Annotated in this window: 17 protein-coding genes; 10 read left to right on the plus strand and 7 right to left on the minus strand. The window is 49.2% G+C overall.

Going from position 1 to position 23,767, the window contains the following annotated elements; translation table 11 throughout:
* Positions 1-13: 13 nt before the first annotated feature.
* Entirely contained in the window at positions 14-3,085 is a 3,072-nt protein-coding gene (locus tag WBJ53_RS15740) for a tetratricopeptide repeat protein (RefSeq protein WP_338877104.1), read from the minus strand.
* Positions 3,086-3,194: 109 nt separating this feature from the next.
* Between WBJ53_RS15740 and WBJ53_RS15745 the strand changes: the two genes are divergently transcribed.
* From WBJ53_RS15745 to WBJ53_RS15760, 4 genes are all read left to right on the plus strand, one after another.
* Positions 3,195-5,048, plus strand: coding sequence for a PDZ domain-containing protein (locus tag WBJ53_RS15745; protein ID WP_338877105.1), 1,854 nt, complete (start codon positions 3,195-3,197; stop codon positions 5,046-5,048).
* Between the two features lie 208 nt (positions 5,049-5,256).
* Entirely contained in the window at positions 5,257-5,877 is a 621-nt protein-coding gene (locus tag WBJ53_RS15750) for a hypothetical protein (protein WP_338877106.1), read from the plus strand.
* 475 nt (positions 5,878-6,352) lie between these two features.
* On the plus strand, positions 6,353-7,888 hold the full coding sequence (locus tag WBJ53_RS15755) for a leucyl aminopeptidase (RefSeq protein WP_338877107.1): 1,536 nt from the start codon (positions 6,353-6,355) through the stop codon (positions 7,886-7,888).
* Between the two features lie 88 nt (positions 7,889-7,976).
* Positions 7,977-9,188 carry an ATPase gene (locus WBJ53_RS15760; protein ID WP_338877108.1) on the plus strand — a complete coding sequence of 404 codons (1,212 nt, stop codon included), beginning with the start codon at positions 7,977-7,979 and terminating at the stop codon, positions 9,186-9,188.
* A 65-nt stretch (positions 9,189-9,253) separates the two neighbouring features.
* Here WBJ53_RS15760 and WBJ53_RS15765 read toward each other — a convergent pair whose 3' ends face one another.
* Positions 9,254-9,502 carry a hypothetical protein gene (locus WBJ53_RS15765; RefSeq protein ID WP_338877109.1) on the minus strand — a complete coding sequence of 83 codons (249 nt, stop codon included), beginning with the start codon at positions 9,500-9,502 and terminating at the stop codon, positions 9,254-9,256.
* Between the two features lie 24 nt (positions 9,503-9,526).
* On the opposite strand from WBJ53_RS15765, the gene WBJ53_RS15770 reads away from it, so the two are divergent.
* A complete protein-coding gene (locus WBJ53_RS15770) occupies positions 9,527-10,609 on the plus strand; it encodes a tetratricopeptide repeat protein (protein ID WP_338877110.1) in 1,083 nt (360 codons plus the stop codon).
* 125 nt (positions 10,610-10,734) lie between these two features.
* On the opposite strand, the gene WBJ53_RS15775 is transcribed toward WBJ53_RS15770, so the two are convergent.
* The 3 genes from WBJ53_RS15775 to menD form a co-directional block, all read right to left on the minus strand.
* Positions 10,735-12,135 (minus strand): Gfo/Idh/MocA family oxidoreductase, encoded by a 1,401-nt coding sequence (locus tag WBJ53_RS15775; RefSeq protein WP_338877111.1) that lies wholly within the window; start codon positions 12,133-12,135, stop codon positions 10,735-10,737.
* A gap of 134 nt (positions 12,136-12,269) precedes the next feature.
* Positions 12,270-12,563: a GNAT family N-acetyltransferase gene (locus tag WBJ53_RS15780; protein WP_338877112.1), complete on the minus strand. Its 294-nt coding sequence runs from the start codon at positions 12,561-12,563 to the stop codon at positions 12,270-12,272.
* A 35-nt stretch (positions 12,564-12,598) separates the two neighbouring features.
* The gene (gene menD, locus WBJ53_RS15785) at positions 12,599-14,356 is read right to left on the minus strand and encodes a 2-succinyl-5-enolpyruvyl-6-hydroxy-3-cyclohexene-1-carboxylic-acid synthase (RefSeq protein WP_338877113.1); all 1,758 of its coding nucleotides are present in this window, start codon (positions 14,354-14,356) and stop codon (positions 12,599-12,601) included.
* 218 nt (positions 14,357-14,574) lie between these two features.
* Between menD and WBJ53_RS15790 the strand changes: the two genes are divergently transcribed.
* Genes WBJ53_RS15790 through trmB form a run of 3 tightly spaced genes read left to right on the plus strand, consistent with a single transcriptional unit; the run spans position 14,575 to position 17,508 of the window.
* Entirely contained in the window at positions 14,575-15,513 is a 939-nt protein-coding gene (locus WBJ53_RS15790) for a hypothetical protein (RefSeq protein ID WP_338877114.1), read from the plus strand.
* Positions 15,514-15,559: 46 nt separating this feature from the next.
* Positions 15,560-16,840 (plus strand): folylpolyglutamate synthase/dihydrofolate synthase family protein, encoded by a 1,281-nt coding sequence (locus WBJ53_RS15795; RefSeq protein ID WP_338877115.1) that lies wholly within the window; start codon positions 15,560-15,562, stop codon positions 16,838-16,840.
* A 2-nt stretch (positions 16,841-16,842) separates the two neighbouring features.
* Positions 16,843-17,508, plus strand: coding sequence for a tRNA (guanosine(46)-N7)-methyltransferase TrmB (gene trmB / locus WBJ53_RS15800; RefSeq protein WP_338877116.1), 666 nt, complete (start codon positions 16,843-16,845; stop codon positions 17,506-17,508).
* An 87-nt stretch (positions 17,509-17,595) separates the two neighbouring features.
* On the opposite strand, the gene gap is transcribed toward trmB, so the two are convergent.
* Entirely contained in the window at positions 17,596-18,588 is a 993-nt protein-coding gene (gap, locus tag WBJ53_RS15805) for a type I glyceraldehyde-3-phosphate dehydrogenase (protein ID WP_338877117.1), read from the minus strand.
* Positions 18,589-19,536: 948 nt separating this feature from the next.
* On the opposite strand from gap, the gene WBJ53_RS15810 reads away from it, so the two are divergent.
* On the plus strand, positions 19,537-20,352 hold the full coding sequence (locus WBJ53_RS15810) for a 2,3,4,5-tetrahydropyridine-2,6-dicarboxylate N-succinyltransferase (protein WP_338877118.1): 816 nt from the start codon (positions 19,537-19,539) through the stop codon (positions 20,350-20,352).
* 157 nt (positions 20,353-20,509) lie between these two features.
* Positions 20,510-21,007 (plus strand): helix-turn-helix transcriptional regulator, encoded by a 498-nt coding sequence (locus tag WBJ53_RS15815; RefSeq protein ID WP_338877119.1) that lies wholly within the window; start codon positions 20,510-20,512, stop codon positions 21,005-21,007.
* A gap of 1,300 nt (positions 21,008-22,307) precedes the next feature.
* Here WBJ53_RS15815 and WBJ53_RS15820 read toward each other — a convergent pair.
* A complete protein-coding gene (locus tag WBJ53_RS15820; protein ID WP_338877120.1) occupies positions 22,308-23,753 on the minus strand; it encodes a tetratricopeptide repeat protein in 1,446 nt (481 codons plus the stop codon).
* Positions 23,754-23,767 lie beyond the last annotated feature (14 nt).

Raw genomic sequence — 23,767 nt, forward strand, 5'->3', positions numbered from 1 at the left:
TGATCACTCATCATTAATTTTTAGACTCAAGCCCCGCCAGTTTTTGTTTGGCTTCGGCAATGATGGTTTCGTTGGTTGAATTTTCGATAATGGAGTTGAGAACAGCTTTGGCCTGCGCCAGTTCGTCCTGTGCTACATTGTTGTCGGCTACCAGCAAAAAGGCTTTACCTTTCCAGTACTCGAACTCACTGAATTGCTCGTTGAATTTCAGCAGGCTGGCTACCGATTCTTTATATTTCTTCTGTCGGTACAGAATCTCGCCAAGCAGGTACTGTGCTTCGGCTCCATTGACATCCTTTGCCAGGGCAATGGTTTTGTCAAAATCACTCTGGGCCGTTTTGTAGTCGCCTTTGCTGAACGCTACTTTACCCAGCATCAGTTGAGCGCGGTTCTGAGCGCCGGGTACAACATTGCCGGCCGTCAGCACTTCGCGGGCAGCAGTAGCCGCCGAATCGAGCTTGGGAATCGCAAAATAAGTATCCATCATACCGAGTTGAGCGGCTACCTGATCGGCTTTACTGGAAGCACGGGCTATTATGAGCTGGTAGTTTCGAATAGCGCTGGCAAAATTCTTCTGCTGGCTCTCCAGTTCAGCCGCCCGGGTTGCGGCCCGAATCAGAAAATCGGATTTGTTGTCGGCAATAACCAGGTTATAATACCGCAGCGCGTTGGCAGCATCACCGGTTTGTCGGTACGATTCGGCCAGGTAGTACCGGGCTTCGTTGGTGCCGGGGCTGGCCGGATACTCCTGCATGAAGGTCAGCAGCGACTGAATGGCCTGCTGGTAGTTCTGATTGAAATAGATATTCTTGGCGTTTTCGAACTGCACGCGTTCTACATCACTGCTGGTGGGATTCGCCTTTTTATACTGGCCCAGCACCTGCGAGAACTCTTCAGGGCGGCCGGCGTCGTTGAGGGTATTCTGAATCCCCAGCAATGCACTCTGTGCCTGTTCCGAATCGCCATAGTTGTTCAGAATACGCCGATAGTCGGCAATGGCCGGATCGTATTGTTGAATATTTCCGTAGGCAATAGCCCGTTTCAATAAAGCGGCCGGTATGAGAGGGCTGTTGGGACGGCTATCGATGAGTTTCGAAAAGCCACGAATGGCCACCTGATAGGCGCCTTTTTCGAAATCGACATTGGCCGTCTGAAACAGCGATTCATCGACAAACCGGGAGTTGGGATACTGCCGCTGGATTTGATCGAACTGGGCTTTTGCTTCCGAATCCCGACCCACATAGCTCAGAATCATCGCTTTCTGGTAGGAGGCATAGTCTTTGTCGGGCGAGTTCTGGGCAATGGCCTGATCGTAATAGCGCATGGCATTTTCGTATTGTTTCTGGGCAAAATACGAATCGGCCAGCCGCACCGTGGCATCCTGAAGCTGAGCGGCCAAGCCTCCCGAATTGCCCCGGCCAACAAAGTCGCGGAAGTACGTCTGTGCCCGGGCATAATCCTTTTTGTTGTAGTATAGATAGCCGAGGGCGTATAAACTCCGGGCAGCATAGGTACCTGAGCCATTTTTGGCAATAGCCGCATACAGCGGAATCGCCGTGTCGTATTGTTTCCCGGCAGCATACGCTTCCGCTTTCCAGAACTGGGCACCCTGCTGGAGGTCGTTATCGACCGGAAATTTCAGCGATTTGTCGAAATTGGCAACCGCCTGCGGGTAGCGCTCACCGTTGAAATCGTTAACGCCCTGGTTGTAGGTCAGTCGCTGATAGGTCGCGTTGATTTTGGGCGTCCGGCGTCTGAGTCCTTCGATGTAGGAAATGGCAGCCGGGTAATTATTGGACGCGTAGTAGGCTTCGCCAACCAGTTCATTGGCTTCGTTCTCGAACTTACTGTCGGGATATTGTTTCAGGAATGCCGTCAGTTCTTTCACCGCGTCGGCCCCGTTGTTCTGGTCGAGCTGGAGTTTGGCATGGTTAAACCGGGCTTCCTCCTGAATGTCGCGGTTAAACGATAGCCGACCGGCCTGATCGAATGCATTTAAGGCATAGGTTGGGTTCTGAGTCTGCAAATAACTGACGCCAAGGGTATAGGCGGCATACTGAGCGGTGGTGTCTTTGCCACCAGCCAGCGTTTTCAACTGAGCGATGGCGTCGGGATAGGCACCCGTACGGAACAGCGATTGGCCGTACCGAAACTTAACCGCCGAGGGGGTTCGGCCACCGGCCGTGTTGATGTACTGCTTGTAATACGGAATCGCCTTAGCAAACTGATTCTGCTGGTAATAGACTTCGGCCGTAAACAGGGCCACCTCACTCAGGTCTGCGCCGTGATTCCGGCGCAGGAGTGGTTCGGAATAGGCCAGCAGATCGTCGAAACGGCGCTGGCGGTAGAGGGCCTGCGCAATCCAGTTGGGTACCTGATTCTGGTAGGTAGGGTTGGTCTCGACCCGCCGGAAATCCGATACCGCTTCGCTGAAGTTTTTATTCCGAAAGTTGATCACCCCGGCATAGTACGATGCGGCTGGAGCATCGGGCGAATTGGGGTCGAGCTTGACGTCGTTGAGCAGCGGCAGCGCCTGTTGCAGGTTCTGGGTGTTGTAGTAGGAGAGTGCCAACTGAAATTTGTAGGTGGTCTGTCGGCTTCCATTTCCCCCCTGTGCTACCGCTTTTTCCAGAAAATTAATGGCCTTGGCATAGTCCTGACGGGTGTAATAGTAGGTGCCTAAGTCGCCGTAGAGCTGGCCCGCTTTAGGATGTTCGCTGTGGTTTTTGACAAACCGATCGACCAGCACTTCGGCGCCGGGTTCGTCGATATACAGGCTAGTGAGGGCGATGTAGTATTCGGCTTCTACGGCATTCTGGTCGCTGGTGTTGAGGAGCGTTTGGGTGCCATTTCCCCGGCGTGGCTCCAGATATTGCCGGAATTCGTAGCGGGCGGCCGCATAATTATTGCGCTCAAAAAGTTCCAGACCATTGCGGTAATGGTAGTCTGGTTCGGCGTAACTGAGGGTTCGCTGGGCCGAAGCCGACAGCACGGTAAACAACCCAACAACCAGGGTAAACAGCAGTGGGTCCGGTGTAAATCGGAGCCTGCGTTGCTGACCCTGCTGGGTATCTGAATAGGGCATAAACGAAAGAAACGGTTGTGAATGCTTGGATTGCGTCGTAGCTTCGCCAGTAAATTGGCAAATCTTACGTCAATTCTGGATAAAAAAACGAAGGTATTCCTGTTTCCGTATGAAAAAAAACGCCCGGCTCCTGTATTTACTTACTGTCTGGACATTTTTTAGCACTTTTTCCGCAACAGCTAAATCGAGCCGGATCGATGATACCCCACCGGCGGCTACTCCGTCAATCACCTACATCCTCTCGATGCCGGAGCCACAGACCCATTACTTCGAGGTGGAGATGCAGCTCAAAAATATAGCATTGGCAACAAATGCCAAGAAAAATGGCTATATCGATATAAAAATGCCCGTCTGGACGCCCGGTTCGTATCTGATTCGGGAATATGCCAAAAATGTGGAGGCTTTTACGGCCTGGGTCGATGGCAAAACCGTGCCGAGTGAAAAAATACGGAAAAATGCGTGGCGAATACCCTCAACCGACGAAAACCTGACCATCCGCTACCGGGTCTATGCCAACGAGCTGACGGTACGGACGAGCTTTGTCGATATCGATCATGGCTACGTAACGCCCGCCAGTATGTTCATGTACCACGATGCTCTCAAAAAGATACCGCTTCGGGTAGTCGTTCAGCCCTATAAAGGCTGGAAGACCGTAACTACGGCGCTCGAACCTGTTGCTGGTACGCAATATACCTACGAAGCGCCCGACTTCGATTTGCTGGTCGATTCGCCGATCGAAATTGGTAATCAGCATACGTTTGGGTTTACGGCTTCGGGCGTTCCGCATACGGTGGCCATGTTTGGCGATGTGACCTACGACGAAAAACAACTGGCTGCCGATTATAAGCGCGTTTGTGAATCAGCCGCTACCGTTGTGGGCGAACATCCCTGCACGCATTATACCTTTATCGTTCACCATATTCCGCAGGGCGGGGGAGGGCTCGAACACCTCAATTCAACCACCCTCGAAACCTACCGGACGGCCTATTCGACCGAAGCCAACTACAAAAACTTCCTGACGCTGGTAGCGCACGAGTATTTTCATCTCTGGAATGTGAAACGGATTCGGCCCATTGCGCTGGGGCCCTTCGACTACGAGAACGAAAACTATACACACATGCTCTGGCTGTCGGAGGGTTGTACGTCGTTCTACGAAGACTATATTCTGCGCCGGGCCGGATTTCATACGCCCGAAGCTTACCTGTCGATAGTAGCCCGCGACATTACCGGTATCGAAAATCAGCCGGGTGTTCGGGTTCAGTCAGTGGCCGAATCGAGCTGGGATGCCTGGATCAAAGCCTACCGGCCCAACGAAAACTCCTCGAATAGTACCATTTCATACTATAGTAAAGGCAGTGTGCTGGGAACACTGCTGAATCTGGCTATCCTGGCTGGTAGTAACGGCGAACGCAATATGGACGACCTGATGCGGTATCTCTACGCCGAATACTATAAAAAGCAGAAACGGGGCTTTACGGACGAGGAATTTCGGCGGGCCGCCGAGCAAATTGCCGGCCGGAAGCTCGACGATTTTTTCAACATCGCCGTCAACACTGCCGATCCGATCAATTACAACGCCTATTTTGAGCCCGTGGGGCTCCGGTTGACTAACGTAGCGCTCAAAACGCAGGACGGATTTCTGGGAACGGCTACCACCGCCAGTGGTGGGAAAGCAACCATTACCAGTGTCCGGCGTGGTTCGGCTGCCTATAGGGATGGCCTAAACGTGGGCGATGAAATTCTGGCCGTCGACAGTGTGCGGGTTGGCGACGATCTCTTACGACTGATCAGCGGTCGGCAGGTTGGTGAAACAATAAAGGTATTGGTAAACCGGGCGGGACTATTGCGTGAAATACCCGTAACGCTGACCCAAAACCCATTAGTAAGCTATCGGCTGGAACCGCTTCCCAATCAGACGCCTGATCAGAAAGCATTGTATAACAAGTGGTTGTATATCAAATAGAATGGGCAACTTGTCTCAAGTGCGAACGTTTTCGTGAGACCATTCTATAGGCAACATAGGTATTCAAGATGCCCACCTGTTTAGGCGCAAAAAAGCTACCGCAGTCTAACAGCAGCTTTTACGTTTCGTTAACATTCTTTTACAGGTCATTAACAGACGACAGGATAGGAACTTTTACCTTTGCGACCTACCGCAAAGGTTGAAATCCTTGAAATCGGATTTATCAGAAGATAGATTTATGTTCATTAAACCTGCTGAAAAGATGAAAAAAATAATTTATGCGCTGATCTTATCACTGGTTGTGGTAAGCGGACTAGTATTTGCTAATCGTGAAATCGACAGGGAAGCATCTAAAAAATCAACCTCAAAGCCGCCTTCTGCTGCTGAAAGGGAAGCTGCATTGAAAAAATGGTTGGCTACCCCAGATGGTATAAAGTACAAAAAATGGGAAGCGTCTCCCGAAGGTAAAAAAGTGTATGCCGGTGAAGCTAAAATAAGAAAGCATCTACGTGCTTTTACCAATATGGAGGCTGTTGTAACGTCTCTTTCTCTTCCGCCAGGTACACGATTAGGGTTCGGAGTGATGGTCAGAATTAATGGTGACGATTATATTCTTAGTTTTGGACCGGAAAAATCTGACAAGAATTTTTTGACCGTTAACAATGAATTTCAGCAGTTGCATAGCCTGAAAGTTAACGACAAAATAATTATCAGAAGCCATAGTGTATCGCACGCGCCCAAGTATTCATACCCAATCGTATCGGGCGACTATGTAGAACGAGATAGTAAAATGATTTATAAACGTGCCCCTCGCAAAGGCGGTTGCTGATTTATAAATAAAAGTAGCTATTCTATCAAGCGATAAAGAAGTTCATATTGGAAGTATTAATTTCTGGACTCTCTGTCCACTAAAATTCAATGGAGATTGGGCACTTTCCCGTTATGATAAAAAGTCCTTGTGGCGGGGTGTGTCGTTATGTTGGAAAGACCCGCCCTAACTTTATGAGTAAGGAGGGTCCGTATAAATAACCTGAAGCCGCTAATCGACAGAACGTTTCGGACAAAACCCGAAGCGACTACGACAGGTATAGGCGGCAGTTCGATAGGGGCTGATCAGCTCGTTCATACGCTTTCATGGAACCGTATCGATCGTCCTATTGACGTACAGATACCCACCGATCCCCAGAGACGACACAGCGAATGGTGCTGGGGACGTGAATTTCCCAACGCTCGGTAGTGGCTGTTTTATTAATTTGTCGGTACGTTAGCTACTGGACGCTGAAATATAGATGGATACTAACACGATGCAGATCGCAATACAGACAGCAGGGCGCTCACTGGAGTGCCAGATTATTCCCATCCTGAAAACCAATGGCCTGCCTGAACGCCTGTCGCAACTGGCCGACCAACTGGGCCTTCCGGCTTCCGTTTTGCAGGGAGATTTCAAGGCCGGGTTGCAAGAGATTCTACCGATTTACCAACCAGACGGGAAGCGTACCTACCTGCTTGGCCTCGGCACAAACCCAGGGGCAATAGACTGGCTCAACGCATTCCGGAAATTTTTCTTCACCCAGAAAAATCGGTTGTCTGAGCAGGTTGACGTGAATCTGAGTGGCTTTTCGGCCGAGGTCGTTGAATCGGTAGTGTTGGGTATACGGGCGGGTGGATATAATCTGGGACTCTATCAGACCAATAAGCCCGAAATCCCGATTTTTTATACCCGTAGTGGTCGGTTATCGTTGCTGGTGGATGTGGCGAGCGAGGAGGCTGCGCAAACAGCACTGGAAAAAGCTGAAGCAATTGCGCAAACGCAACGCGAAATGCTCGACCTGATGAATGCTCCGGCCAACTACAAAAAGCCCCAGACGCTGGCCGACTGGGCCGCACAGTCGGGCCAAACGTATCGATACGCTGTTACTATATTGGATAAAGCCGAACTCGAACAACAAAAGCTGGGTGCATTGCTTAGTGTGAGTCAGGGGAGTCCGGTTCCCCCCGTTCTGATCATTGCCGACTACAACCCCGGCGCAGCCGGTCATGCACAGGCCCCCCCGGCACCGAATGCCGCATTGTTTACGGTCGGATTGGTGGGAAAAGGCGTTACCTTCGATACGGGTGGAATTTCGATTAAGCCGTCGACCAATATGCACCTGATGAAGAGTGATATGGGCGGAGCGGCTGCCGTATTGGGTACGGTGGAAGTAGCTGCCAAACTGAAGCTGCCGGTTCGGGTCATCGGAATTGTGCCGTCGACCGAGAATAGCGTGGATGGGCGATCGACAAAACCCGGCGATGTGGTCACATCGTATGTGGGGAAAACGATTGAAATAATCGACACCGATGCCGAAGGACGGGTAATTCTGGCCGATGGGCTGGGGTATATGGTGCGCCATTTCCAGCCCGATGTACTGATCGATCTGGCAACCTTAACGGGGAGCGTTATTTCGGCCCTGGGATACCATGCGGCAGGCTTATTTACGCAGAACGACGAGCTGGCGGCCCGGCTGGTTAAATCGGCCGATAAAACGGGTGAGCGCCTGTGGCGGCTACCCCTCTGGGATGTCTACACCGAAGATATTAAATCGGATGTGGCCGATGTGAAAAACTTTAGCGGCAAACCCGTCGCCGGTTCGATCTCGGCGGCCAAGTTCCTGGAAGTGTTTACGGAACAAACCGACGATCTGACCGGTAAAGCGGCCCCCCATCCTGCCTGGGCGCATCTGGACATCGCCGGAACCGCCTTTGCCGATACCGAATTTGGTTCGCAAAAAAACGCAACGGGCTTTGGTATCCGGCTTTTAATCGATTATTTGCAGCAATCGAGTGCGCCGAGGAGCTAGTTCGTCGTTCATGGTTTTTGGTTAGATCAGATCCTGCGCGCTCTTATCATCCATAACCTATAAACCATACGCCATAAACCGATTTGCCATGAGCTCGTTGTCATTCCTGTGTATTGCCACTTTTTTTAAGGGCGAAGAATTTATGCGGACCTGTAAGGCGCTGGGGCATACAGTGTACCTGTTGACGGACCAGAAGCTGGACGACAAGCCCTGGCCACGCGAAGCCATCGACGAGTTCTTTTTTTTGCCCTCGTCGAGTAATGCAACCGAAAACCTGGACCAGATGATTCTGGGACTGGCTCATGCGATGCGTTCCCGGCGAATCGATCGGGTGGTGGCGCTCGATGACTTCGATGTGGAGAAAGGAGCCCTCATTCGGGAAACGTTCCGAATACCGGGCATGGGGCAGACGACGGCCCGGTTCTTTCGCGACAAACTGGCCATGCGGATGCGGGCGTCGGCCGAAGGAATACGGGTACCTGCCTTTAGCCCTCTGTTTCATGACGAAACCATTACGGAATTCCTGCGCTCGACCGAAGGGCCCTGGTTGATTAAACCCCGCTCGGAAGCATCGGCAACCGGCATCCGAAAAGTGAATTCGCTGGATGAAGCCTGGGCCGTAATTCATTCCCTGGAGGAGTATCGGCATGAGTTCCTGATCGAAGTGTTCAAACCGGGGCGGGTGTATCACGTCGATTCGATCTCCTACAACGGAACGATTGTGTTTACCCGAGCCAGTAATTACCTGGCTACCCCCATGGAAGTGGCGCACGGCGGAGGAGTATTTCGGACGATGAGCTTACCCACCGATACGGCCGAAACCGAATCGCTGCAGGCGATCAATGTGCGCGTGCTAAACGCTTTCGGAATGCAGCACAGTGCGTCGCACTCGGAGTACATACGAGGGGATCACGATGGCGAACTCTATTTTCTCGAAACATCATCGCGGGTAGGTGGCGCACATATTGCCGAAATGGTAGAAGCAGCCTCGGGAATCAATCTCTGGCGGGAATGGGCGAAGCTGGAAAACGCCGTTGCGCTCAATCTGCCTTACGAGGTACCCGCTCACCATCCCCAGTATGCGGGGCTGATCATCTCGCTGGCGCGGCAGCAATGGCCCGACCTGTCGGGGTTTACGGCCCCCGAAATCTGGTGGCGCATGAACCGCGAATACCACATTGGCTTAATCGTCCGTTCCGAATCGCCCGACCGTGTGCAGCAATTGCTCGATGACTATATGCATCAAATCTACACCGAGTTCCACGCATCGGCCCCCGTCCCCGACAAACCGACAAATTGATCGGTTTCAATTTACGGTGGCTCCGCCTAGTTTAGAACCTCGCTCTGGCGGAGCCACCGTAAACGTTACACCACCCCATTTCGCTCGCCGGTGGCCTGCCAGTCGGTGTCCATATCCTGAAACCGGCGGGCTACGCTGGCAAGAAAGGATTCGTCGAGCATGGAATGGACATCGCCGGGAGCGGTAATGTCCATTTCGCTGATTTTATAGGTCTGTTCGTACGGACCCGCTTCAATCTTGACTATATATTTGTTGTTCCAGGCGTAGAGACCAATGCGGAACTGGGGATGTGGAATATCCTGAACGAAACGCACGTTGGGAATGATAAAGGATGAATTATGACTAGTTTTTACTGTTTTCGCAGCAATAAGGCAAAGATAGGCAACAGAAAGTGTCAACCGGTTATTGGCCTATGCATCATTTTGTCGCTGGCCCTTGCTGGCTGCCATAAAACAACCGATGAAGCTGCCCAGTTTTTTTTGCGGGGCAATGTACAACTGCAAAAACGGGAATATCGGGAAGCCATTCGGTTTTATTCCGAAGCGCTGGAGAAAAAACCGGATTTTGCCGATGCCTATAATAACCGGGGGCTGGCCCGATTCAGGAACGACGACCGGGAGGGGGCCCTGGCCGATTATACGCGAGCCATCGAAGCCGACCCTGATTTTGGTGCTGCCTACCTGAACCGGGCGGAAGTATTGCTGGAAACCGGCGATGCGGCCGGAAGCCTGGCCGATCTTCAGCGGATCGGCAACGAGTATAACGATTCGACCTTTTACCAGACGCGGCTGGCCGATACCTACGTGCGGTTGAACAACCTTTCACAGGCGCAGGCCGCTTACGATCGGGCTTTGCAACTGCAGCCCGATAACGTAGAAGCCCTGACCAATCGGGGGGCGTTGTTCTTTAGCCAGAAACAGTATGCGGCAGCCCGCCAGGATCTTGCAAAGGCATTACAGCTTAACCCCAGGCAGGATGCAGCCCTGAATAACCAAAGCCTGCTGCTGGCACAGGAAGGAAAGTATGCCGAAGCCTTATCGTTTGTGGAGCGGGCACTGGCGGCTAAACCCAATCAGCCCTATTACCTCAACAACAAAGCCTATCTGTTACTGATGCTGAACCGACCCGCCGAAGCGCTGCCCCTGGTGAATGAATCGCTACGGCTGGATGGGAGCAATGCCTGGGCTCACCGTACCCGGGGAATTTACTACCTGAAACAGAAACAGGCTGGCCTGGCTCTGAACGAATTTCAGCAGGCCGAAAAACTGGATGCCTCGGTCGAGGCTTTGTATTATTACCTTGGAACGGCCGAATGGGAGGGGGGAGATAAAACAAAAGCCTGCGAAGCCTGGCACCGGGGCGAATTGGCTGGCGATACCCAGGCTTCGCAGCAGCGGAAGCTTCATTGTCATGGGCGTTGATTGGCTGGAACATCGGTTCCACCATACGTTTGGGGAGGGGCATCCCGGTAACCGACAATGATGGCCAATCAACCGAGAAACTCAGTCGATTGGCCATCGTTGACTCTCAGCCAGGAAATTACGGTTTACGTTAGCTTCATTGTCGTGGGGTCCCAATGCACGATCTGTTTACTAAAATAGCTTTCGTTACAGGCCAGTGCCGGGGCCGCAGCCCGGAAGCCAAACTGGCCATCTTCCACTACCGGCTTATTTAGCCGGATCGCATCAAAGAAGTTGGTAAAATGATCTACATGGTCACTGTACCCCTCAGGTGCTTTATAGGTAATATCCATTTTGATGGGTCGTTTCCGCTGGTCGGCTGTCCATTTGGCATCGTATTCTTTTTGCATCTGCTCCTGCATACTTTTGGAGAAGGTGAACAGCGAATCATAGCCGCCAAATCCAGGTGCCTGGGGCAGAATGCTGTGTTTGATACTCAGGTTATTGCCCATCACATCCATGACCCCTTCCGAACCAACCAGGCGGATGACCTCCTGCCCGCCCGTACCGCTGATAAAATTCACCTGTAGGGTCAGTTGAAACGCAGCGTGTTCCGAACTATCGGGGTATTGCATGACCCCAGACATCACATCCGGCATGTTTCGTCCATCTTTCCAGTAGCTGAACTGTCCCGTACTGTAAATACTGTTGGGGCCTTTGGAACCCGTGATAAAGTGCGTACCGCTCAGCAGATGAATAAACAAGTCGCCCGCTACGCCCGTCCCAACTTCTTTGAAAGCCCGCCACCAGAAAAACTTTTTGGCATCAAACGGCATTTTAGCCGTCACCTCGATGAACCGATCCCAGTCGGTTGTCATCGCATTGGCATCATCGGGGATGGTGTATTCCCAGGCTCCGATGGAGCTTTGCCGGTCATAAATGGCATTGACCATGTTCAGTTTGCCAATTTCTCCGGCTGCCAGCAATTCTTTGGCTTTGGCATACCCAATACTGCTAACCCGCTGACTGCCGATCTGTAAGACTTTGCCTGCTTTTTTGGCCGCTGCCATCACCGGATAGCCTTCACTGATTTTATAAACCATCGGCTTTTCACAGTATACGTGCTTGCCCTTGGCCAGGGCGTCCTGGGTTATACGGGCGTGCCAGACATCATGGGTAGCAATAATCACCGCATCAATATCCGGACGGTCCAGTAATTCTTTGTAATTCCGGGTAGTGTAGAGCTCATTGCCAAATTGTTCTTTGGCATTTTCCAGGCGACCCGTATACAGATCGCAGATACCGGCCAGCTCAACCCCAGGCACTTTCAGCGCCGAAGCCAGATCGAAATGGCCCTGGACGCCATAGCCAATCACACCTAATCGGATTTTATCGTTGGGGGAAATTGGCTTTTCATAGTGTAAGATGCGTTCTTCGGCTTTAGCCTGGGCCGCCAGCGAGGATAAGGGCGAGGATGCGGCTATCAGACTGGTTGCGCCAATCTGTTGCAGAAAGTGACGTCTGGAAGCCCGATTGTCTTTTTTCATGAGCGACGTAATTAAGGAATCAACGGTTAGTTACTAAACGAACTAATAAAGGGGGATTTTCTACTCTCCGGAATTCATAATGTGGTACATTGATTGGTTCCTGACCCGCCTAAAAGACGGGGGCAGGTTCGGATTTATTGTTTCCAGATGTCGTTATATAACGCCGGGTGGCGTTTGAACTGGGCGTGTACGTAGGGGCAAAGAGGAATTACCTTTAACTGATGCGCACGGGCGTAAGCAACCATCGTCTTTAGCAGTTCGCCTGCCAGCCCTTTCCCCTGCGCGTTGGGCGAAACTTCAGTATGGTAGACCGTCAACTGATCGCCCGATACACTGATAACCATTTCGGCAATTTTCTCACCGTTTGCGTCCGCCACGAAAAAAGAACCGTGTCCCTTCTGGTTTAACGTAAGCTGTACGTCGATCATAAAAACGATTTTATTCTATAACTATAACTATAGTTTTAGTTGTTTGATTTTGAAAACAATTCGTTTATTCGGGTTTTATAGGCAGAAAATTGCTGCTGATTGAGCTGTTTGTCCGTGACGATCTCCAGAAGCTTAGCGTTTGGTCCTGGTGCAAAGAAATCGGGTAGGAGGGTCTGCACCAATTCCAGTGAATTTGCCTGTAGGTAGTCAAGCTGGGCATCGGCGGCCGTACGCCGGGCCGTATAGCCATGCGGGGTTTCGAAATAGGTTTCCAGTTCGGGTTGTTGGCTGGGGCCGTCGATAATCCGGAAAATATGTCCACCATCGTTGTTGAGCAGAACAATACGCAGATTGGGGGGGACAGGCGCTGACCAGAGCGCGTTCCGATCGTAGAAAAAGGCGACATCACCAATCAGCAGCGTCACCAACTGGGTCGTCATCAGGGCAGCCCCCACAGCCGTGCTCAGGCAGCCATCGATTCCACTGACCCCTCGATTGGCCGAAACCGAAATCTGTTTCCGTTCATCGATCCCACAGAGATTGGCATACCGGACGGGCATACTATTGGCCAGTTGCAACTGCGACTGTTCGGGCAACAGGTCCAGTACTGCCAGCGTAGCCGACCAGTCGGTGAGTGGACCGTTGGGGTCACCGACGGATTGTTGCACCAGGCGCGTGGCCCGGCGATCCAGCGTTTGCCAGCGTTGCAGATACTCGTGCGGTTCGTCGTCATGGTCGTCGCCCTGCAAAAAACGCTGAAAATCCATATCCGAAAACAGTTTTTCCAGAAACGCCATGGGTTCAGCCGGAATCAGGGTAGTCAGACTCTGGAAGGAATCGGTTATCCGGTCGATAGCGGGTTGAATATGCCAGTGTTGCCGGGCCGGATACCGTCGGAAAAAGGTTTTCAGGGTTCGGGTCAGAAACGACTTGCCCAGGGTTATCAGCAGATCGGGGCGCAGCCTTTCTGCCGTTTCGGCGTCGATTCCGGCCAGAAAAGAATCCGTATGGGTAATAAACAGCTCATTTCGGGGGATGTTGCTAACGATTTCGCCGACCACCACAATACCCCATTCTTCGGAAAAACGCCGAAGTAGCGCAATGAGAGGAGGGTTATAGGCGATCTGTCCCACAGCAATCAGAATCCGTTCCTGGCGTTCCCATTCCCTGACGAGCTGGTGCCAGCTTTCGGTCGACAGCGTTGGCTGGCTGGGGAGGATATCAATCCGGCGTACTGGTTCGGGCTGAAGCAATTCGCCGGGGCCTGGATAAAACGGTTCGCGCAGGGGGACATTGATATGGACGGGGCCAGCCGGTTCGCGTCTTGTGAGAGGAATGGCTTCGTTGAGGGTTCGTTCGATAAACCAGCGGGCATCCGGGTGGCTATAATCAGCCGGAAGATCGTAAGCTCGTTTAACGTGCGAACGGAACAGATTGGCCTGGTCGATGGTCTGTCCGTCCTGCTGATAGAGCCATTCATGGGGTCGGTCGGCGGTAAGCAGCAGGAGGGGAACCTGTTGAAAAAAAGCTTCGGCCACCGCCGGAGCCAGGTTATACACGGCACTACCCGAGGTACAGATCAACGCAACCGGCCGACCACTTTGCTGAGCCATGCCGAGGGCAACGAAGCCAGCCGACCGTTCATCGGCCATAACGCGGACGTGTAGCTCAGGATGCCGCGCTACGGCCAGTGTGAGGGGAGCGGAGCGGGAACCCGGCGAAACAACGACATGGGTAATCCCTTGCTGAACGAGGAGTTCGGTCAGGTTAACTATAGGCTGAAGAATCGGCATAGGCGATAATCGGACTAGGGGCTACAAACATAACCATGGAACGGGGATGGAGATGGCCTTGTCTGACAGATTTTATGTTACTTTGTTTTTTTCTGACAGTACGAACAGGATTTAATCCCTTTTTTTGAAAAATAATCCTGTTCATCCTGTAAATCCTGCCAGAAAAAAACGAAGCTGACACTCTCTGCGTTATAGAGAACGAAAACCATTCCAACGGCATGAACCGCATTACATTCGATAACGAAGGTGAAATTCGGGTGAAATCTTTAGCCGGGACCATTGTCATCAATGGTATCCTGATCGCTATCTTATTACTGGTTCACTTATCGCAAACCATTCCCAATCCGCCACCGATTCAATTTGTGGAGGTCAACTTCGGAACCGACTCGCGGGGAAGTGGCCGCATCCAGACCTACAATAAAGCGTCTGATTCGCCCAATCGGGAGGACGTAAAAGCGGCCGAAAAACGTCCTAATCCCAAGGTAAACACAACGCCCCGGTTAGAGAAAACGCGGGCGACCCCCGCTCCTAAAGTAGACAATGCCAAACCGGCCAGGGTGGCTACCGAAAAACCGATCATTGCCAGCAAAGCCGAAAGCCCGGTAACTACTCCCGAGCGGCCTGAACCCAAACGGGTTGAAACCAGTAAATCAGCCCCGGCCGAAAAACCAGCCCCCCCCGTTCCGGCTAAAAAAGTGGAGACCGTCAATAACGATGCCCTGTTTAAAAAATCGTCGGGGGGCGGTGGCTCAAACGGAACCGTGGGGAAAGCCTCGGGTACGGGAGGCAATAACAACGGGGATGATGCCAGTGGGGTCGGGGATAAAGGGAATCCCAACGGGAAGATCGATGCCAAGAGCCTGTATGGTACTCCCGGCGGAGCTGCTACCGGCGTTGCCTTTGACGTATCGGGCTGGTCGCTGGCCAGTCGCCCCAATGTAAACGACGATTCAGACGAGACGGGAAAAATTGTCTTTAAGATTACCGTTGATAGCGAAGGGGACATCGTTCGGGTTCAGACCCAGCAGACGACCGTCAGTCCGGCGGTGGTTGACGTATACCGAAAAGCCGTACAACGGCTTCGGCTGCGCCCGAAAGGGGGAGCCACCCCACCCACCGCTACCGGAACGATTACCTTTATCATTACCTCCAAATAGGGTTTATGGTCATCAGAAACCTGATGACCATAAACCGATCACCGAAATGCAGTATCAGGAAGCGCTCGACTATCTCTATAGCCGGCTCCCCGTTTTTCATCGAATAGGCCCCAAGGCGCTAAAGCCAGGTCTGACCAATACCCTTCGGCTATGCGAAGCCCTGGGGAACCCCCAGCAGCAATTCAGGAGTATCCATGTTGCGGGTACAAATGGAAAAGGCAGTACGTCCCACATGCTGGCGGCCATTTACCAGTCGGCCGGGTACCGGGTAGGCCTCTACACGTCGCCCCATCTGAAATCATTTACCGAACGAATCCGGCTTAATGGCGAGCCCATTGCCGAAGCCGAGGTGGCAGCCTTTGTTACCGAGCATCGGTCTCTCATCGAATCCATTGAGCCCTCCTTTTTTGAGGTGACGGTGGCTATGGCCTTCGATTTCTTTGCCAGACACCAGCCCGATATAGCCATTATTGAAGTGGGCCTGGGGGGACGTCTGGATTCTACGAATGTTATTACGCCAGTAGCGTCTGTCATTACAAACATTGGCTACGACCATACGGATATACTGGGGGATACGTTAGCAAAAATTGCCCGTGAAAAAGCCGGAATCATCAAGACCGCTATACCGGTTTTGGTAGGAGAGACCCATCCCGAAACGAAGCCAGTTTTTGAGGAGGTTGCCGCATCACTACAGGCCCCCATCCGTTTCGCTGATCAGGCATTTCGCCCTGAGGATGGTGGCATTGCCAATGGCTTACGGCGGGTGATTATCCGGTCAGGTGCAGCGGCTTCGTATTTCCTCGATTTACTGGGTAGTTATCAGGTACAGAATTTACCGGCCGTGCTCGCTACGGTTGAGGCACTACAGCCATTGCTGCCTGTTGCAGCCGCATCGGTAGGAGTGGCTCTACAATCTGTTGTACGCCTGACAGGATTAAAAGGGCGTTTTCAAACGATTCAGGAATCCCCTCGGGTTATTGCCGATACGGCACACAATCTTCCCGGTTTACAAGCTTTATTTACAACTGTAAATTTGCTTAAATTTACAAAATTACATATTATATTGGCATTGGTAACCGATAAAAACCGAGACCAGGTTTTGGGCAGTCTACCTCCATCAGCCCTGTATTATTTTTGCCAGGCCGGTTCACCACGATCGTTACCATCGGATCAATTACAGGCTGAAGCTCAGGCTATTGGGCTCTATGGCGATGCGTATACAGATGTAAACGAGGCTACCAAAGCCGCTATAGCAGCAGCCTCACCCGATGATCTTATTCTCATTACTGGCAGTAATTATCACATTGCTGAATTAACAAATTTATAATCGTGACCCGTCGTAAACACCAGTTCTTTCTCCATAATGCCGACAGTGAAAATGTTATTGAAGTTGGTAAACCGCTTTACAAGACAATAAAAGGTCGGTGGCGTACCGACTATTTTCATAACGATAATCCCATTGTACTGGAACTTGCCTGCGGTAAGGGGGAGTATACGGTTGGCCTCGGCAGTGCTTTTCCCGATCGAAATTTTATTGGTGTCGATATAAAAGGTGACCGTATTGCCAGAGGATCAAAAATTGCCCAGAGATTGGGGTTAGCCAATGTTGGCTTTTTACGTACAGATATAAACTATATACAGGAATTCTTTGCCGCAGGCGAGGTGAATGAAATCTGGATTACATTTCCCGATCCTCAACCCCGGCCAAAACAGGAAAAGCATCGCCTGACCCATCCTCGGTTTCTGGCCATTTATAAACAGTTATTAAAACCAGGGGGGACACTTCACCTGAAAACGGATAGTCCGGAACTATTTGCATATAGCCTGGAACAGGTACGTTCAGTTGGCTGTCAGGATATACAATCGACAACAGATTTGTATCAGTCATCGCTGAATCAAATTCACCTTGGTATTAAAACAAAGTACGAACAATTATTTTTCGACAAAGGGTTTACAATAAACTATTTACAATGCAAAATGGGTGCGATATTATAAATCGCACCCATTTGTAAATTAACATAACTACTGATTAGTAATGTATATAGATTACATTATTAATCAGTAAATCAATTGTTCACTGAATTAAAATAGTTTTGCGATTAGATCCGCGACACGGCTTGAATAGCCAAATTCATTGTCGTACCAGCCAACTACTTTCGCCAGGTTGCCATTTACAGCGGTTAATTTTGAATCAAAGATGCAGGAGTGAGCGTTTCCAACGATATCAATAGAAACGATTGGGTCAACACAATACTCCAGAATGCCTTTCAGCGATGTTTCCGAGGCTGCTTTCAGAGCGTTATTAATTTCGTCGATCGATGCTTCGCGTTTCAGAATTACGGTCAGGTCAGTTAACGACCCATCGGGTGTAGGTACTCGCAGAGCATTACCATCGAGCTTTCCTTTCAGTTGGGGTAAAACCAGGCCAACCGCTTTCGCTGCTCCCGTTGAAGTTGGAACGATTGATAAGGCTGCGGCTCTGGCCCGGCGGAGATCAGAGTGGGGGGCATCCTGAAGATTCTGATCGGCCGTATAGGCATGGATCGTTGTCATGTAGCCTTTTTCGATGCCGAATACGTCGTCTAGTACCTTAGCCATAGGAGCAAGGCAGTTGGTAGTACAGGATGCATTCGAAATAATGGTTTCCTCACCGGTGAGGGTATCGTCATTTACACCCAATACGACGGTTGGGATATTACCTTTAGCAGGAGCTGAGATAATAACTTTTTTAGCACCAGCTTCCAGATGCTGGCCTGCACCAGCCTCGTCAACAAAACGTCCCGTCGATTCGAGAACCACGTCTACATTCAGTTCTTTCCAGGGGAGTTTTTTAGGATCTCGTTCTGCATATGCATTGATTCGTATTCCATTTACGGTTAGGCTTTCGTTGTCAGACTGTACTTCGCCTGAAAATTTGCCATGAACGGAATCGTATTTTAACAGATGTGCTAATGTCGCATTGTCTGTTAAGTCGTTTATAGCAACAACCTCAATGTTTTCCTTAGAAAGTAATTGTCTGAATGAGAGTCGTCCAATACGACCGAAGCCGTTGATAGCAACACGTATTTTTTCCATGTACAATAATTGGTTTGTTTTCGGGTGGCAAATATACGTATTAATAAGGATGTCCTTAAAAGTATATTTTTTAGCAGAAGAGAAGAGGCCTTTAGTAAAATATAGTAAAAATAGGCGTTTTATTAGTATTTAGTAGCAAAATTGCTAATTATTATTAGTATTATTTAGTATATTTGCTAAAAAGTTAGTTTTACTACTAATTTATACTAAAATCCTGCTAAATATAATGCTAAGGAATGTTTAGTATAGACTATATTTGCTTCTTTTAGCATTGATTGCTTATCATCTCCTTATAATCGAATCATTCTATCTAACGAATAAATTCTCTTCAGGCGATTACAGAAACAATGGATAGTCTTGATACTCTTATATTAGCAACTATGGTGATAGGCATTCTATTGATACGCTAGTTACGCTAGTCGGGTAGCACTAAAGGGGCGAAGCTATAGTCCCAGTGGTCTGTAGCATACATCATACATGCCATTGATCTTACCAGGCCCATCTTGTCAGGTCCCATAGCATAATGTTTATCCAGTACGCTATATATTTATCTAACCGTAAACGCCAAGCAAGGGCGCCAGTATCTGCTCTTGGACTTCTCTGATAAAGCAAGGTAGTACAGTAGCCTGCTGCCTTTCTCTTTGGCTATCCATGAAACAATCGCCCGATTTCTTCCGCATTAAGTAGATAGTAGATCCAGGAACTGGCTTATGGAGTCTATGGCATCATTTATGCTTTATACATGCCTGTAGACGGTACACATCAAAATATTTTTCAAAAATAAAGCGGATATATTTCAACTATACGTGTGTTCTTTTTACCTTTGAAAGGTCATGCAGCTACTGAACTATAATATTCTTATACGACAAAATATAATTTTGTTCAAAAAAATAAATTATTGATATTCAGATAGTTATAGTATTTTAAATTAACTTTTACTTCAATTAAATGACGAGTCAAATCAACGAAATCTGGGCTAACCGAGCGTTGCTGAATAACCCGAAATCACTGGAGACAATTCGGGACGTAATAAATCAATTAGATAGGGGAGTGCTCCGGGTGGCCAATCCACCAACGGATGAAAACGGTAGCTGGACCGTGAATGAATGGGTAAAAAAAGCCATACTCCTTTATTTTATCAGTCAGCAAATGAAAATTGAGGAAAGTGGCATTTTTACTTTCCACGATAAAATTCCATTAAAATCTGATTTCGAAACAGCAAAAGTTCGGGTTGTTCCACCTGCCGTAGCGCGGTATGGTTCTTTCCAGGCTCCCGGCGTTATTCTGATGCCTTCTTATGTAAACATTGGAGCTTATGTCGATGAGCGTACAATGGTTGATACCTGGGCAACTGTCGGGAGCTGCGCCCAGATTGGCAAAGATGTTCACCTAAGTGGGGGAGTTGGAATCGGTGGTGTACTGGAACCACCCCAGGCTGCACCGGTTATCGTTGAAGACGGTGCGTTTATCGGATCACGCTGTATTGTGGTTGAAGGAGCTCATATTGGCAAACGGGCTGTGTTGGGAGCCGGGGTAACAATTACCGGCTCGTCTAAAATTATCGACGTAACCGGTGCTAAACCCGTCGAATATAAGGGATTCGTTCCTGCTAATTCGGTGGTGATTCCCGGAAGCTATGCTAAACAATTCCAGGCAGGCGAATTTCATGTTCCCTGTGCTATTATTATCGGCCAGCGAAAAGAATCTACGGATTTAAAAACATCACTCAACGATGCGCTACGCGATAACAATGTATCTGTTTAGTTTTGTGTAGTACAATCTGACACATACGCATGTAAATAAATAAACCGATTGACAATCATCAATCGGTTTATTTATTTACATTGAATACAAATGTAATTTAAAATATCTTATATTTACATGTATATTTGTATCAAAGGCTATGGTTATCCGAAAACATATGACTATAAATGACAAAATTAAACAGATTCTGATCGATAAGAACCTGACTCCTTCCTATTTCGCAGACGAAATAGGCGTTCAGCGCTCCAGTATCTCGCATATTCTTTCTGGCCGAAACAGACCCAGTTTTGATATTATCCAAAAAATAATCCGTCGGTTTCCAGAGCTAGGCTATGAATGGATTATGGAAGAGGAGAGTAGTCCTGCCACAGCGCAACCCACTGGCTCGAGTTATCCTTCCAGTCGTCCCTCTACTCGATCTACAGTAGAAAAACCGGATCCGTTTACGCCCCGCATCTCTTACGCAACCACTCAACCAATCGGCGCTCGTAGCCAACGCAACGAAATTCCTCCCAGTGCTCCATTAGCCAGTACCGCATCAGCGGTGCCGCTTGAGGACTCTGCTACAGCCACTGCGGAAAAGAAGGTAGAACGAATTCTTATTTTTTATTCAGATGGCTCATTCCGGGAATTTCTCCCAGCTGCACAACTATGACATTCTGCCAGCTCATTTAGTCATGAAGGCAACTCATTTGGTTTACTATTTTTTATAAATATTTATTTAGACTTAATAAAAATAATTTTTAACCCCATTTAACAGGTTAACAAGTCGTTATTATACCTCCTGATTTCCGTGACGTGTACACGCTATGGAACCTCTTTTTTTTGTCATAAAGTATTACTTAATGTAAGAAATTTGCCCATTGGCAGCACGTTTTCAACGGCTAAAAACGCCTTTTATACCTCATTTTGGCAGTTTTTGCCCTAACTCGTTGTAAAGCAATACTTTAGTGTTCCACGTGGATAACTTGTGGATAATGTGTGGAAAGAACTGAGATCAATGCCATTTTGATTCTCCATTTCGACCACCCGATTAATTATACAGATCGACACAACAGTACAGAATTTCGTACGGTGATACTAATGATTAAAGGCTTCTCATATAATTTCATGCTAAACACTACTTATTTGTTGGCCCCGTATTAATTCTCCTTATTTCATTCACTTTATTGGTCATCTTCAAACCAGCTATGGGCCATCCATACCTAACGATAGATGACAATGCGGTGGGAAGAGGAGGACTCAAGAAGCGAAAGCTGGCCCCCCCCGAAAGGCGACGGGAAGTCCTAACCAGCCAGATAGGGAACGACCCAACTGACGTGAGAGTCTGTTAGGTCGATTCAGCGAATTGCTGAGTATGTCTACCGCAGTCAGTCTGGATGCTCGTTTTTTCCATTTGCCTAGTAGCCGCATACCAGGTTTGTCTTACTCGGCCCGCACAGGCCGCCCCGAAACAATCGACAGATTTTTCATCCGGCGTCCAACCTTGGTGGACTAACTGAAGCCCTCGCTGATAAAATTCAGCAAACAGCTTTGTTCGATAACCGCCTGGCGGGCTCGGTCGCCAAAGCACTGCCCTCTGACACAGTACCGGGCGTAATCATAAAGTTGATTGATTGATGACCACGTGCGCTTTTAGGCCAAAGAATCAGCCCATTGACGACTTACCACGGCCAGCCTGACCAGCACTTGTTGCTGGGAAAGTGATGAAGATCTCGATTAGCTTTAGAGCCTTATCTTTACGAAGCATAGGCAGTTTTGTTATTTGGCACTACAAATCTACTTGCCTACACCAACCAGTTAGATGAATGACTATCCATTATTTATGTTAATATACATAAGCTTACCAATTTACTGTACACAGAAATCAGCAGCATACAAATTGTTATATAATTTATATTATGTTAAGTAAGGTTTTCTAAAATGAGGGTCGATTCTCACCGACCCTCATTTATCTATTCTGTACAAACTACTTTCTTCTCTTCGTACTGCTTCAGAATATTCTCCAGGTTCGTCAGATTATCCGTTACTTCGGGTTCATCTTTGATCGATTTGGCTTTCGTAAAATACGGTAACGCGAGCTTGAACTTGCCACATACTTTTCCTTCGATCTCTTTTCCTTTTGCCTGATATTCTTTCATATCCATGGCAGCCAGCCCCTTGTTCAACTCAGCCCCTTCGTTGTAATAAAATACGCCCAGGTTAAAGTTGGCATCGTAGTTATTAGGATCGACAGCGATGGCTTTCATCAGATACTCCTTTTCCATTTTCTTGTCAGCAGCATATTTGCTCCTATACTCCGCCAGTTGCTTCTCTTTGTCGGCATTGGCCGATGCATCGGCAGCAGCCGCCTTGGCGTCAGCTTCCAGTTGGGCAACAGTCGCTTTCTGTTCCGTTAACCGCTTCTGCACATCAGCCAACTGACGCTTCAACTCCGCATTCTTGGGCTGTTTTTTAATCAGGCCACTCAACCGGGTTACTTCACTGGTATAGGTATCCTGTACTCCTTTAGCATCCGCCAGTTTTTTTTCTGAATTTCCGCTCTTCTTGGTTTCTGATTCCAGTTTCCGAATTTCCTGATTCGATTTGTCGGCCATGTTGTTATAAATGATCGACAGATTCACCAGATTCTGAACGTTGTTTGGATCTTTCTCAACCATAGCTTTCATCCCCTGTACAGCCTCATCCATCCGGTTGGTCCGCAGCATGATATTGATCTTCTCATTGGCCAGATCCTTGTTGCCAGGGTCCATAGCTATGCCTTTATCCAGCGTAGCCAGTGCTTTATCAATTTCATTATCGGCACTGTATAACATAGCCAGTGATCCGTAGATCGTAGCATCTTTCCCCCCCGCAGCCATGTACTTTTCCAGTTGGGTTTTAGCCGTGGTATTGTCTTTTATCTGCTGAGCAGCGATTGCCGTATACAAGGGGGCCAGGGTATCTTTAGGGTTAATTTCTCCCGCCATCGACATCGCTTTCACCGCATCCGGGAAGTTTTTATTCTGAAATTTAGCCACGCCCTGCTGCATAAATGCACTATAGAGGGCTGGGCTTTTCAGGGCTTCCTGCGCTTCCTTGGCCAACCGGCCCGGACCACCTTTCTTATCCTTATCCAGTTCAATTACCTTATTATAGGCTTCATACGCTGTAGTCGCAGCCGCCGAATCAAGCTTGATATACTGTGCGGCAATGGTCTGATAGGTTTTAGCCCGATCCATCCATGTACTAGCTTTAGCCGATGCTTTCTCATCGGTAATCGCTTTGTCGCTTTTGTCCTTATCTTTCTGAGTCGCATCCATAGCGGCTGCGTCTAAGGTAGAGGCTGCTCCACCCTGGTTCTGAGCATGTACTCCTACCGACAGGCAACACGCAACGAGAGCTACAAAAACTGATTTCATGTGTAAAATGGGGT

This window comes from Spirosoma sp. SC4-14 (assembly GCF_037201965.1).
Classification (GTDB): Bacteria; Bacteroidota; Bacteroidia; order Cytophagales; family Spirosomataceae; genus Spirosoma.